A 12,771-nucleotide genomic window follows, 5' to 3' on the forward strand; every position below is an offset into this window, starting at 1 on the left:
TCCACCGATAAACGGCTCGTGACCTTTCACAACGACATAGGGCCGCTTGTCGAGATGACAGGTGCTCTTTTTGTATGGAGGTTTGAAAGGGTTTGCTTAAGGATACTATACCCATACCAACTCTATTGAGAAAGGAAGAAAACAATGCCTAAAACTGTTCAAGCCTATTTCCAGACAGAAAATGATGCCGAAAGCGCTAAAGCCGATCTGCAGTCGTTGTCCATTCAACAGGAAATGGTGGAGGCCATCCCGGAAGATGCGGACTTGACCCCGGTCGTTCCTGTAGCGGGTTCTGCCAATACGGGCGGCGGGACATTTAATTTTACAGAGGTCATCACTCCAAAGCACGACCGTGAGGAAGCCTTATCCGATAAAAGGCATTTGACTCATGTGCTCCATTTTTCCGTGAAGGAAGAAGAGTATGAACGGGCGGTTGCGGTGATTAAAGATCATGATGGCCATATGGATCGAAACGAACTGGATGATCAATAAATCCCGTGCGGGGCTTTCCCCGCACGGGATTTTTACATATAGAGACTGGCAAGAAAGATACCGATGGTTTCCTGATAGATTTCATCAAATTGCTCCAGAGGGAGCGGATTGACCCCCTGACCGAGTTCCACGGTGAATCCCGGCTGGCGGAAATCCTGGATGAACCAGTCTTTGTAGCCGGCATAACTGTCCACGAAACGAATCGGTTCGTAGCCGCTCACCCGGCTGAATTCTTTAACTATGGACATGGACCGAGGAGGTTCAAGCCCTTCATATCCCCAGTAAATGACCTCTCCCTGCGTATGAAAAGCGAGCATTTTAGAAAACTTTCTCTGCCTGGCAAGCTCCGCCATTGCCACAGCCTCCGGTTCACTTAAAGGTTGATAGCCTGGAAAATCCCTGAACGCAGGTTCTTCAGGTTTACGCTCTGCTTCAACTTCCCATTTGGCGGGGAATTGATTATTCAAATCCACACCACGGATATTCGCTTTCCATCCGGAAAAGTCCCGGCTTCCTTCATTAATAGCAAGCGCTGCTTCTCCAAACTCTCCTTCAGGAGGACCGTTCAGGACAAGATCTACGCCATCCGGATCCACCATCGGTACGATAGACAGGGTAATCCGGTTGTAAAATGGCTGGACATCCATGCCGCGGATCGGTTCTTTGTTGGTGAGCGCAAGTAAATAATCATTCAGAAACTGCATGATGACTCCGGTTGTAATCCACTCATTGGCATGAAAGGATCCGTTCCAGTGCACGTACTCGTTCCCTCGGCCGATCCGCAGTTCCTGAAGCTCTTTTCCCATGACCGACTGTCCGATGCCGGACCGTTGTATGAACGGATAAAGGTCAAACAGGGCACGAAGGTCCTCTGATAATACAGCAGACGTGTAGGGGCGGTTTCCATTAACAATCCGGATCGATACACGTGCCGGGATGAGCAGGGAGCCGCCGATCTGGAGCGCGTCGGGATCTGCGTCCGGGTTTAAAAGAAACAGTGCATCTAATGAGAGACGGTGTTCACCGGCCAGCTTCCACAACGTGTCCCCCTGCGCTATCGTATACGTAGAAGTACGCCAGCCGGGAATTTTGATGGTCTGACCAATCTGAAGAGCTTCAGGCGCGAGGCTGGGATTGGAATCCATGAGCAGTGGGAGGGGAAGATTGAAAAGTCCGGCATAGTACCAGAGCGAATCCCCTTTTCTTACTTGTACGTCCAACACAATTCCCCCTTACCGATACATCTTTATCTTATGTATATGGATTGTCCCCGTCCGGCATGAAAAAGGACGCTCTCAAGAAAAAAACTGCCCGGCGTGGGCAGCTTAATCCTTACGTAATGTCTTTTTTGGAAATGTACCAGTCGATATAGTCAATATCCTCCTGTTCAGAACGTTTGGCGGCTTCCTCCTGGGATTTTGGTGGAGAAACGACGGCCTTGTCTCCTTCCTGCCAGTTCGCAGGGGTGGAGACTCCGTGCTCATCGGTCGTCTGTAAAGCTTTGACGAGACGTAGAATTTCCTGCATATTCCGTCCTGTCGTAAGTGGATAATAGATGATCGAGCGAATCTTCTGCTGATCATCAATAACAAAGACAGCCCGGCTCGTCTCTACCTGACTTTCTCCAGGCATAATCATGCCGTATTTCATTGAGACTTCCTTATCCAGATCGGCAATGACGGGAAATTCGATGGACGTGTTGAAATTTTCTTCAATGCTGCGGATCCAGGCAATGTGGGAGTTTACGGAATCAACGCTTAAGCCAAGCAGCTCGGTGTTAAGCTGATGCAGTTCAGGATAAATCTCCTGAAAGCCGACAAACTCTGTCGTACAGACCGGTGTGAAATCGGAAGGATGGGAAAATAACACGAGCCATTTTCCTTTGTAATCCTTCAGGCTGATATTTCCGTGGTTGGTGGGTGCTTCAAAATAAGGAGCACGGTCCCCGATTCTCGGCATTGTGACTTGAGAAACTTCTGTATCAAACTGAGCCATTATTTCTCCTCCTTGATAGGAATTTCGTTTCTGTATGTCTCTTACCACAAATGAGAGCGCTTAATCTTTTTGGGGAAAGAATGAATCAAAAGTCTGCCCTGTCGAATGAGCACAGAATTTTTATAGTTTTTCTTGAAGAAGGAGGTGGAACGGTGTATTTTCAGGTATACTACGGGAAGGTATATATACAGGAAGATCTTATTGAAGGAAGAAGGATAAGTAGTGAAAAAAACTTTTGAACAACTGGGTATGTCCCGGGAAATGATTGATCGATTGAAGAAACAGGGAATTACCGTACCCACTCCTATTCAGGAGCAGGCGGTCCCTGTAATCATGGACGGACAGGATGTCATGGGACAGGCACAGACAGGCACGGGAAAAACGTTTGCTTTTGCTGTACCGATATTAGAAAAAATCGATCCATCCAAGCCTCATGTGCAGGCGCTCATCATATCACCGACAAGGGAATTGGCACTGCAGATTACGGAGGAGACGAAGCGCCTTGCCCCGGAGGGGATTCATGTTCTGCCGGTTTATGGCGGGCAGGATACGATCAAACAGCTGCATAAGCTGGAAGGGACGGTTCATATTATTGTAGCGACTCCTGGTCGGCTGCTTGATCATCTGCGCCGGGAAACCGTCGACCTTACCCAGGTTGAGTACCTTGTCATTGATGAAGCGGATCAAATGCTGGAAGCCGGCTTTTATCCAGATGTGATGGACATCCTTGATCAAACGAATCCGGATAGGCAGTCCATGCTGTTTTCTGCTACACTGCCGTCTTCGGTGAAAAAACTCGGACGGGAAATGCTCCGCGAGCCCAGAACCATTCATGTGAAGCCCGAGAAAGAAACAACCGGCCACATTAAACAGCTGCTGTATCAAACGACAGACAGAGCCAAACAGGATGCGTTGATGACAATTATGCACGAGCACCGGCCATTTCTTGCTGTCATCTTCTGCCGGACTAAACGCCGGGCGAAGAAGTTGAATGACGCGCTCCTCGCCAAAGGATTCCTCAGCGATGAACTTCATGGTGATCTTACCCAGGCCAAACGGCAGAAAGTCATGAAAAGGTTCCGTGAAGCGGATATCCAATATTTAGTGGCTACCGATGTAGCAGCCCGGGGATTGGATGTAGAAGGAGTCACACATGTCTTCAACTACGACATTCCCCAGGATGCGGACAGCTACATCCACCGCATCGGCCGTACGGGAAGAGCGGGCGGCAAAGGGCTCGCCATCACTTTCGCCTCGCCGAAGGATAAGCAGATGCTGAGCATTATAGAAAAACAAACCAAACAAAAACTCGAACGCCGTACACTCGATACACTTTCCCCAGGCAAAAGAGAAAAAGAATAGAGCGAAGGATGCTGAAAGGCATCCTTCGCTTTTTTCATGCCATCCTCCCCTTCATTTTTTTAGGAACAGTGGCACTTCTGTGGGTGAAGTAAACCGGTGGATGGATAAGCAGCTGCTAAAAAATGGGTCATAGACCTATACCGTTGTAGAATCTTCAGAAATATGATACATTATTAATGTAATTCCGAGTAAACGCATTGGGATTATAAATTATGGGGAGAGATGAAGCGATGGGAATGGAATTCGTCGACCTATTTAACCAATGGGCGAGTTCATATGATGATACAGTAGCAGGAAAAGATCCAGAATATAGAGAAGTCTTCGACGGTTATGAGGAAATGCTGGAGCGTTTAGCCAAGCTCTCATTATCTCCCGTATTGGAGTTCGGAGTAGGAACGGCCAACCTTACAAGAAAAATGGTCGATCAGAACAAAGTGGTCCTGGGCGTTGAGCCTTCTTCGGAAATGCGGAGAATTGCCAAAGTGAAATGTCCTGAAGCAGCAATATACGAAGGGAATTTCCTTGAATACCCTATGCTTCAGTCGCCAATCCGTTCCATTGTCAGCTCGTTTGCTTTTCATCACCTGACTAGTTCAGAGAAGAAAGCAGCCATTGTCGACTTTCATCAGCGTCTCGAAGAAGATGGCCAGGTGATATTTATTGATACCCTGTTTAAGGATAAAGATCATAAGAGCATGTTGATTAAAGAAGCCGAGCAGGCAGGATTTTTAAATTTAGCTCAAGATCTGCAGGAAGAATACTACCCTTATCTAGAAGAGATAAAAGAAATGTTTGTCGAAGCAGGATTTGAGGTATCGTTTGAACAAATTAACAAATATGCCTGGCTTATCCAGGCGGAAAAAGGAGAATGATCTTATGCCTATGAACGTAGAAAGCTTTAACCTTGACCATACGAAAGTCAAAGCGCCTTATGTACGTCTTGTTGGTGTGACCGAAGGGGAAAAGGGAGATAAGATCTATAAATATGATCTGCGTATCAAGCAGCCGAACCAGGAACACATGAATATGCCTGCGCTTCATTCTCTTGAACATCTGATGGCAGAAAACAGCCGAAACCATCATGAGCGTATCGTCGATATCGGACCGATGGGATGCCAGACAGGTTTTTATATTGCAGTGCTGAATGATGACAGCTACGAAAATATTCTGAATGTGATCGAAAAAACGCTTCAGGATGTATTGGAAGCAGAAGAAGTACCGGCCTGCAACGAAGTGCAGTGCGGTTTTGCAGCCAGCCACAGCCTGGAAGGTGCACAGGAGCTTGCCCGCGAGCTGCTGAACAAGCGTGACGAATGGACGGAAGTTTTTTAAAAAACGGGAGATGAGAATGCGATGGGGTACGTGAAGAATATCCAATCTTTGATTGGGCAGACACCTATGATTGAACTCACTCATTCAGCGATCCCGAATCAAGCCCGTATATTTGCCAAGCTTGAATTCATGAACCCAGGCGGTAGTATCAAAGACCGCCTGGGTTTAAAACTGATTGAGGATGCTTTAACACGTAATCTTCTGAAGCCTGGCGGGACGATTGTAGAACCGACCGCAGGCAATACAGGGATCGGTGTCGCTCTTGCTGCTATTGGAAAAGGGTTCCGGGTGATTTTCGTGACACCCGAAAAATTCAGTGTTGAAAAACAGACGCTGATGAGGGCCCTTGGAGCAGAAGTGATCAACACGCCGACGGACCAGGGAATGCGAGGTGCGATTGATAAAGCGCAGGAGCTGTGTGAACAGATTCCGGACGCCTTCAGCCCTCAGCAGTTTAACAATCAGGCAAACCCGGATGCTTATTATGAATCCATTGGTCCGGAAATTTATGCTGATCTTGAGGGTGACGTCGATGTTTTCGTGGCAGGAGCCGGTACAGGAGGGACCTTTATGGGGACAGCACGATACTTGAAAGAACAGAACCCTGCTGTCAAGACGGTCATCGTTGAACCGGAAGGATCGATCCTGAATGGTGGAGAAGCGGGATCGCATCGTACGGAAGGTATCGGTATGGAATTTCTACCTTTTTATATGGATACAGACTATTTTGATGCCATTCACACGATTGCAGATGAAGATGCCTTTGCCCGTGTGAAAGAGCTGGCTCTCAATGAGGGGCTTCTTGTAGCGAGTTCTTCCGGTGCAGTGTTTGAGGCCGCCCTCCGGGAAGCGGAGCAGGCAGAACCCGGGACCCGGATTGTAACTATTTTTCCCGACAGCAGTGAACGGTATTTAAGCCAAGGAATTTACGAGGAGTGAAAGCATGAGGAAAAAAACGCAGTTGATTCACGGTGGTATTACAGGAGATGAAAAAACAGGAGCGGTCAGTGTGCCGATTTACCAGGTCAGCACGTATGCTCAGGATGGCGTGGGGCAGCACCGCGGGTATGAATATTCGCGGACAGGCAACCCGACCCGTTTTGCCCTGGAAGAACTGATTAAAGATCTGGAAGGCGGGCACCGCGGGTTTGCCTTCGGTTCTGGGATGGCTGCTATTACGGCGGTCCTGATGACTTTCAATCACGGAGATCACATCATTTTTACCGACGATGTGTACGGCGGTACGTACCGTCTCGTGTCCAAAGTGATTAACCGCTTCGGCCTGGAAGCGAGTTTTGTGGACACGAGTGATACGGCGAATATCGAAGCGGCAGTCACAGATCGTACGAAAGCGGTCTACGTCGAAACGCCGACCAATCCACTGCTGAAAATTACCGACCTTAATCAAACGGCAGAGCTGGCGAAAAAGCATGACTTAACGTTCATCGTGGATAATACCTTCAGTACACCATACTGGCAGAATCCACTGGAGCACGGCGCGGATATCGTCCTGCACAGCGCGACGAAATATCTGGGCGGCCATAGCGATGTCGTCGCCGGGCTTGTCGTAGTAAATTCCGAACAGCTGGCAGAAGACGTTCATTTTGTGTTGAATTCTTCAGGTGGAATCCTCGGACCTCAAGATTCCTGGCTGTTAATGAGAGGAATCAAAACCCTCGGTATCCGCATGGAGGAAATTGAAGAGAATACCCGGCAGTTTGTCGAGTTTCTTCAGGAACTTCCGGAAGTCACGGACATTTACTACCCAGGGCTTCCTTCGCACAATGGTCATGATGTACACACGAAACAGGCAGGCGGAAACGGTGGTATGATCAGTTTTGACGTCGGCACCGCTGAAAAAGCCGACAAGGTGCTCCGCCATGTGAACTATTTTACGCTGGCGGAAAGTCTTGGAGCTGTGGAAAGTCTCATTTCTGTACCTGCCCAAATGACTCACGCGTCCATCCCTGAAGACCGCCGGGCAGAGCTTGGCATTACGGAGGGTCTTGTCCGCGTGTCCATCGGGTTGGAAGATATTGAAGATCTGAAGGAAGATTTCCTCCAAGCCTTAAGAAAATAACAAGAAAAAAGGGAGTGCTCTTATTAGAGCACTCCCTTAGTCTGTAGAAAAATCTCGTCCTATCCAGTTAGAGTTGTCCGTATGTCGTGTTGAGAAGGCACGTTCCGCTTATCGGCGGATGCTTGCCGCGGGCACGGCCTCAGCTAACTTGGTCAAGAAAACCATTGGACCAAGTGGATCTTCGGCTCGCGCTGTTCCCGCAGGCGTCACCACCGAACGCTCCACGTGCCGATGCCTGTGGGAAAACAGCTTTACGCTATGATAAATGAGAAAGGTGAGCATATAGCTCCTTCGCAATTTCAAAAGAACAGTACAGGCTGCGTTACTGCCGCTTGCGTGGGAAAGATCCTATTCATGACCAAGTATAGGTGCCCGCTCCTTTGGAGTCACTAGAAAAAGTTCGTCCTTTTCAGTTAGAGTTGTCCGTATGTCGTGTTGAGAGGGCACGTTCCGCTTATCGGCGGATGCTTGCCGCGGGCATGGCCTCAGCTAACTTGGTCAAGAAAACCATTGGACCAAGTGGACCTTCGGCTCGCGCTGTTCCCGCAGGCGTCACCACCGAACGCTCCACGTGCCGATGCCTGTGGGAAAACAGCTTTACGCTATGATAAATGAGAAAGCTGAGCACAGCTCCTTCGCCGTTTCAAAAGAACAGTACAAGCTGCGTTACTGCCGCTTGCGTGGGAAAATCCTATCCATAACCAAGTATTGATGCCTGCTCCTTTGGAGTCACTAGAAAAAGGGTTTCTAGCTGAGGGATTGCTCTTATTAGAGCAATCCCTTTTTGTATAGGAAAAGAAGGGAGTGTCAAACTAACAGGGACTATCAATCAGGAGTGGAATGACATGGATTATATTCAATATAAAAAGCAGTTGGAAGACCGAAAGAAGGAATTGGAACAGCAGATGATGGATAATGACCAGTATGGCTTGAAGCGGGGATTTGCGAGTGATATGGCCTCGGGTGAATTGTCACAGTACGACAATCATCCCGCGGATTCAGGGACAGAACTGTATGAAAGGGAAAAGGATATGGCCCTGCTTGCTCATTTTAAAGAAGAATTACAGGACATTGAATATTCGCTTCAGCAGATAAAAGACGGGACGTACGGCATTTGTGAAGTAACGGGGCAGCAGATTCCTGCGGAGCGACTGGAAGCTCTCCCGACAGCACGGACCGTTGCGGATGCATCACCGAATGAGGAGGTTCCCTCTGACCCTCCGGTCGAACAGGACGTGTTGACTCATCTTGAGAATGACTACGGAAGAGACTCGGATGATTCTGAATATAATGAACAGAATGCTTATGAGCAGGTGGCTTCCTTCAATCAAAGCAGCATGACCTATGATGATTCATCCCTTATGGATAATCAGGACGGTGTCGGCTATGCAGAAGAATTCGAGTCGTTTGTTTCGACGGATATGAACGGCTATACGGGAGCGGATGGTGTCTCCTTCCAAAGAAATGAGCATTATGATAAGTACATGGATGAAATGGATGAAAGGGAAGAGGAGCAGTAAACGAGAAAGGCCCGGGAGTATCCCGGGCCTTCTACTGATTAATAACCGACTTCAACGGCTGCATTTACGATGTACATCAAATCATTTTTGTCTTCTTTCTCTTCAAGGAAAATGCCGCTGGTTGTAACCATTCCACCCTCCATGACGGTGATGTTCACTTCGCCAAAAGGAATGGCTTTTTTCACTTCCTCATGATCCAGCTGATCGAAATCGCAGGGGACGGCCAGTTTGACGTTAATTTTCATATTGTCCAGAGATTGTTCAGGAAGAACGGTCCGGATGCCCGGCATGGAATTGGTGTGGATGGCATTCTTGATTGCTCGGACAGCTGCCTTTGTCACATTCTGTCCGTGTACATCTGTTCCCATTCCGGTTTGTATAAACATAAGTTGATCCATATCATTTCCCACCTTTCTTCTTGTATGGTATCACAGGTTCCAGACGCTCCGGAAAGGATATGGACAGAGATCAGCGGATAAAAATTTCACTCCCGTCCATTAGTTTCGCCTATTTAGGTCAAACTAATGGTACAGGAGGGATGGACAGTGAAGCGACTATGGGTGGTGGCTTTGATGGTGATCCTGATCACATCAGAAGCTGTTTCAGCGGAAAGTATGTATAAAATTATGCACAAAGATAAAGTGGCGGAGGATTGGGAGGTACATGCCGACTATCCTTTGTTTACGAATTTGGAAAATGAAGAACTGCAGAACATCGTCAATCACAGGATTGTTCAAAAGCTGGAGCATACGGCCGGGCGGGTGCAGAAGGGGGCAGCTGATTTCAGCGGAGTTCCTTATTTGTATTATGAAGAGTCCGCTGTTTACCAGGAAAAACATTTCTATTCTGTTGTTATGATTTCCCACATATCAAGGGGGGACCGTTATAATTCTACGGTCACATCGGTGAACTTTGAAGACAGGACAGGCGGGGAAGTGAAGAAGCTGCAGGATCTCTTTGATATGGCCAAGTTGAATAAGGAAGTGAAAAAAGTATTGGATGCTGATCCGGATCTTCGTGCTGAACAGCCATTTGCGGGTGTCCGTGAGAACACAGCTTTTTACATTAAGGATGATCATCTGGTGCTTGTATTCAATAAATTTGAAGTAGCGGCAGGTGTTCACGGCACACCAGAAGTGCCGGTTCCGATGAAGGGTCTTCTGAAAACAGAAATCAACGCCCCCCAAGTTCCCATTCCATCGGTTACATGAGTTTGTGCACATGATCCACAGCGGTGGTGTGGTTTTTGTACACATGAACGGTTATGTGAAAGTTGTGTATTCGCTGATTATTCAGAAAGTTATTCACACTGTGCACAATGCTGTGGATAGTTTTCTCCACAAAAAAGAAGCATAAGCGTTCTGCTTATGCTTCCATCATTTCCTCATTATTCTGCTCACCATAATAGTGGAATAAATACTGGTCTTTCGTAATGACGTAAAGATCATACACATCCTCGTTACGGTTGATCCATTCGTAGACGTCCGGATAATCCTCGTTGGCAGAGGATACATACGGAATTTTGAGTGCGGCTTTCATGGAACGGACATTGGTACGGCGGATTTTCATAAAGACCGCCTGAACATCCAACTGGAAGAACAACTCTTCAAAAAACGCTTCCTTGGCAGGCTTGTTGTACCCCATACCGAAATAAGGGCGGCCGATCCAAGTGGCTAAAAATCCTCTTCCTTCTTGTATATCAAAAAGATTGATCGTTCCGATTGGCTGGGCCCACTCATCCAGGATCGTACGTGAAACCAATTCACCCCGATCTTCTGCTTCTATGGTCTGCTTTGTCAAAAAGTAAAACTCATCACTTGATGAAGCTTTATGGCGGACATATGGAAAAACTTCAGGGTGACTCATCAAATCAAACAAAACCGGGGCGTCATGCAGTTCACGCTTTTTCAGCATAAAAAATCCCTCCTTGGATGAGGAGGGGGGGTCGTATGCATAGGAAAGAACCATTCCTGGCTGGTTCGAACCCCCCTCGAATTTTTATCAATTGCTCACAAAAATCCGGGGTGGGAATCGAACCCACTAGAACCAGTACAGCTACTGGTGGCGCACCATTTGCCTTCCCTAAAACAGAAACTTATAAAGAATCATCTAAACTTATAATAATCCAAAACCGTAAAAATGTGAATAAAATAATTGTAAAGTTGCAATGAAATTTTTTCCTTGTTTCGTCACCTTCCAGCCTTTATGTAAAACATAAAAAGGCACCCTTACCGTGAAGGCTGGGTGCCTATTAAACGTCCTCTACTTCTGTCAGTACAGTAAAGACAACGAGGCGCTCGGAATAAGTGGAGGCTTCCTGGTTGTACGATCCTGTACAGGTAATTAAGTTTAACCTCTGTTCGCTGGAAGGACCGAAAAGTTCACGGATGGGTGAATCTTGAAAAGGGTAGGACGCTGTTTTTTCCACTGTGAACGTTAGGCGGGTTCCTTCATCATCATAAAGATAAATCTCATCGCCCTCTGACAGTTCTTTTAAATCAAAAAATACGGCGGGGCCGCTTCTCCCATCTACATGACCAGCGATGACGGAATTCCCCTGGTTCCCTGGTTTTGTCCCAGGCTCAAACCATCCGGTGTCCGTCAAGTTAGCAGGGACCGCCATTCCACCTTCATCGGTATACCCTAGTGACTGGACAGGGGCGTCGACGTCGATGGCGGGGATTTCCAACCGATTCGGTACGATGCCCTCCTGTTTGTCAGGAGATACGGTGGCGGCAGGTGTGTAATTCTGCTGGATCGGCTCGTTTTCAAGGGCGTCTCTGGTTTCTTTTTCTCCTGCGTGTGTTTCTTTCATAAACTCATCCTGGCTGGAGGTAGAAAGAACCCCGGCCTCTTTCAAGGGCTCTTCGCTAAGCAGGAAATAGCTTGCGAAGAAAACGAAGAGACCGAGGATCACAGGGGTTAAGATTCTTTTCATATTTTACTTACGCTTCAGATTTTCTGCGTGTAAGGAATACACCAGCACCTGCTGCTGCCAGACCCAGGATACCGGCATATAGAAGGGCATTGGATGTCTGGTTTGTTCCACCAAAACCAGTTTCAGGCATATCAGAAGGCATAGCGGATGAATCTTGAAGAAGGATTACTTCAGGATTATCAGCAGTCCCTACAGCGAATGCACTATAGACATTACCTGCTTCCAGAGCTGTTCCGGAAAGGTCAATCAGCTGTGTCCCATCTGTTGTGCGGACTTCCAGGTCATATGTTCCAGCTTCAAGTTCCTTATAATCGGTAACCATCGGGAATTCGGCGCCAGAGAAGACAGCGTCTCCATCGATAGGTCCTACATCAACAGCTGGAGCTTCTGGAATGAAGTGTCCAACGCGGATTTTAGCCATATCTTCACTTGCTTCCATGGAATCTTCAAGAGCTTTCAACTGGAGGTTCTCCAGGTTATCAACAGCTGCTGCTGTATAAGCTTTACCAGCTTCTACTGTAACATTTGTTGAAATAACAGGATCCTGTTCACCTTTTGTACCGGCTGCATAAATTTCAACGGTATGTTCTCCTGCAGGAACTTTCATATAGTCGGTAGCTGCTTTGAACTCAGCACCTTCAACAGCGGCTTCATCATTTAAGTATACGTCAACCGCAGGCGCATCAGGTGAAGCATGGACGACACGGAGCATAGCTTCCTCGTGATGATCTGCGAAAACAGCCGGGGCGAACATTCCAAAAATCAAAACAACAGCAGCAAGACTTGATAACAATTTCTTCATTCATTCCACTCCCTTGATTTTTTATATTCATTGCCGGGAAGGCAAAAAATATCGAATTCATACAACGCTGTGTAACACTTGTACAAGTTTTGTTACAGTCTACCTATTACCGTAAAGTTTGAATTCGAAACATTATATTTGTAATGAATGTGCAAAAAAAGCACCGGGATGAATGAACTGTACCCCATAATATGGACAGTTTATAAAAAGAGCCTTAGGCAGCTAAGAGATGGCCTCGGTATTGTACCGG

14 protein-coding genes are annotated in these 12,771 nt (G+C 47.3%); 8 read left to right on the forward strand and 6 right to left on the reverse strand.

Going from position 1 to position 12,771, the window contains the following annotated elements; translation table 11 throughout:
* Positions 1 to 144: 144 nt before the first annotated feature.
* Positions 145 to 492 carry a hypothetical protein gene (locus QMA39_RS18625; RefSeq protein WP_027956090.1) on the forward strand — a complete coding sequence of 116 codons (348 nt, stop codon included), beginning with the start codon at positions 145 to 147 and terminating at the stop codon, positions 490 to 492.
* Positions 493 to 524: 32 nt separating this feature from the next.
* Here QMA39_RS18625 and QMA39_RS18630 read toward each other — a convergent pair whose 3' ends face one another.
* On the reverse strand, positions 525 to 1,712 hold the full coding sequence (locus QMA39_RS18630) for a M14 family metallopeptidase (protein WP_281659537.1): 1,188 nt from the start codon (positions 1,710 to 1,712) through the stop codon (positions 525 to 527).
* Between the two features lie 112 nt (positions 1,713 to 1,824).
* Positions 1,825 to 2,487 carry a peroxiredoxin gene (locus QMA39_RS18635; RefSeq protein ID WP_027956088.1) on the reverse strand — a complete coding sequence of 221 codons (663 nt, stop codon included), beginning with the start codon at positions 2,485 to 2,487 and terminating at the stop codon, positions 1,825 to 1,827.
* Between the two features lie 222 nt (positions 2,488 to 2,709).
* On the opposite strand from QMA39_RS18635, the gene QMA39_RS18640 reads away from it, so the two are divergent.
* The 6 genes from QMA39_RS18640 to QMA39_RS18665 all read left to right on the forward strand — a co-directional run bounded on the left by QMA39_RS18640 (position 2,710) and on the right by QMA39_RS18665 (position 8,781).
* Positions 2,710 to 3,849, forward strand: coding sequence for a DEAD/DEAH box helicase (locus QMA39_RS18640; protein WP_348646634.1), 1,140 nt, complete (start codon positions 2,710 to 2,712; stop codon positions 3,847 to 3,849).
* A gap of 212 nt (positions 3,850 to 4,061) precedes the next feature.
* Positions 4,062 to 4,721 (forward strand): class I SAM-dependent methyltransferase, encoded by a 660-nt coding sequence (locus QMA39_RS18645; RefSeq protein WP_242520375.1) that lies wholly within the window; start codon positions 4,062 to 4,064, stop codon positions 4,719 to 4,721.
* 4 nt (positions 4,722 to 4,725) lie between these two features.
* Positions 4,726 to 5,181: an S-ribosylhomocysteine lyase gene (locus QMA39_RS18650; protein WP_027956085.1), complete on the forward strand. Its 456-nt coding sequence runs from the start codon at positions 4,726 to 4,728 to the stop codon at positions 5,179 to 5,181.
* A 21-nt stretch (positions 5,182 to 5,202) separates the two neighbouring features.
* A complete protein-coding gene (locus QMA39_RS18655; RefSeq protein WP_206934271.1) occupies positions 5,203 to 6,120 on the forward strand; it encodes a cysteine synthase family protein in 918 nt (305 codons plus the stop codon).
* 4 nt (positions 6,121 to 6,124) lie between these two features.
* The gene (locus QMA39_RS18660; protein WP_027956083.1) at positions 6,125 to 7,261 is read left to right on the forward strand and encodes a bifunctional cystathionine gamma-lyase/homocysteine desulfhydrase; all 1,137 of its coding nucleotides are present in this window, start codon (positions 6,125 to 6,127) and stop codon (positions 7,259 to 7,261) included.
* An 845-nt stretch (positions 7,262 to 8,106) separates the two neighbouring features.
* Complete coding sequence (locus QMA39_RS18665) at positions 8,107 to 8,781, forward strand: TraR/DksA C4-type zinc finger protein (protein ID WP_206934273.1); 675 nt, start codon at positions 8,107 to 8,109, stop codon at positions 8,779 to 8,781.
* Positions 8,782 to 8,819: 38 nt separating this feature from the next.
* On the opposite strand, the gene QMA39_RS18670 is transcribed toward QMA39_RS18665, so the two are convergent.
* A complete protein-coding gene (locus QMA39_RS18670) occupies positions 8,820 to 9,179 on the reverse strand; it encodes a Lin0512 family protein (RefSeq protein WP_206934275.1) in 360 nt (119 codons plus the stop codon).
* A gap of 147 nt (positions 9,180 to 9,326) precedes the next feature.
* On the opposite strand from QMA39_RS18670, the gene QMA39_RS18675 reads away from it, so the two are divergent.
* On the forward strand, positions 9,327 to 9,992 hold the full coding sequence (locus QMA39_RS18675) for an RsiV family protein (RefSeq protein WP_206934277.1): 666 nt from the start codon (positions 9,327 to 9,329) through the stop codon (positions 9,990 to 9,992).
* A gap of 154 nt (positions 9,993 to 10,146) precedes the next feature.
* On the opposite strand, the gene QMA39_RS18680 is transcribed toward QMA39_RS18675, so the two are convergent.
* From QMA39_RS18680 to QMA39_RS18690, 3 genes are all read right to left on the reverse strand, one after another.
* Entirely contained in the window at positions 10,147 to 10,695 is a 549-nt protein-coding gene (locus QMA39_RS18680) for a GNAT family protein (RefSeq protein ID WP_206934279.1), read from the reverse strand.
* A 337-nt stretch (positions 10,696 to 11,032) separates the two neighbouring features.
* Complete coding sequence (locus tag QMA39_RS18685) at positions 11,033 to 11,719, reverse strand: class F sortase (RefSeq protein ID WP_281659538.1); 687 nt, start codon at positions 11,717 to 11,719, stop codon at positions 11,033 to 11,035.
* 7 nt (positions 11,720 to 11,726) lie between these two features.
* Positions 11,727 to 12,521, reverse strand: coding sequence for a DUF4397 domain-containing protein (locus QMA39_RS18690; protein ID WP_027956077.1), 795 nt, complete (start codon positions 12,519 to 12,521; stop codon positions 11,727 to 11,729).
* Between the last annotated feature and the right edge of the window lie 250 nt (positions 12,522 to 12,771).

It is taken from the genome of Halobacillus sp. Cin3, from assembly GCF_947311855.1.
Classification (GTDB): Bacteria; Bacillota; Bacilli; order Bacillales; family Halobacillaceae; genus Halobacillus; species Halobacillus kuroshimensis.

Coding starts and splice junctions, on each gene's coding strand:
- QMA39_RS18625 (WP_027956090.1), top strand. CDS start 145: ATGCCTAAAACTGTTCAAGCCTATTTCCAGACAGAAAATGATGCCGAA.
- QMA39_RS18635 (WP_027956088.1), bottom strand. CDS start 2,487: ATGGCTCAGTTTGATACAGAAGTTTCTCAAGTCACAATGCCGAGAATC.
- QMA39_RS18645 (WP_242520375.1), top strand. CDS start 4,062: ATGGGGAGAGATGAAGCGATGGGAATGGAATTCGTCGACCTATTTAAC.
- QMA39_RS18650 (WP_027956085.1), top strand. CDS start 4,726: ATGCCTATGAACGTAGAAAGCTTTAACCTTGACCATACGAAAGTCAAA.
- QMA39_RS18655 (WP_206934271.1), top strand. CDS start 5,203: ATGGGGTACGTGAAGAATATCCAATCTTTGATTGGGCAGACACCTATG.
- QMA39_RS18660 (WP_027956083.1), top strand. CDS start 6,125: ATGAGGAAAAAAACGCAGTTGATTCACGGTGGTATTACAGGAGATGAA.
- QMA39_RS18665 (WP_206934273.1), top strand. CDS start 8,107: ATGGATTATATTCAATATAAAAAGCAGTTGGAAGACCGAAAGAAGGAA.
- QMA39_RS18670 (WP_206934275.1), bottom strand. CDS start 9,179: ATGGATCAACTTATGTTTATACAAACCGGAATGGGAACAGATGTACAC.
- QMA39_RS18680 (WP_206934279.1), bottom strand. CDS start 10,695: ATGCTGAAAAAGCGTGAACTGCATGACGCCCCGGTTTTGTTTGATTTG.
- QMA39_RS18685 (WP_281659538.1), bottom strand. CDS start 11,719: ATGAAAAGAATCTTAACCCCTGTGATCCTCGGTCTCTTCGTTTTCTTC.
- QMA39_RS18690 (WP_027956077.1), bottom strand. CDS start 12,521: ATGAAGAAATTGTTATCAAGTCTTGCTGCTGTTGTTTTGATTTTTGGA.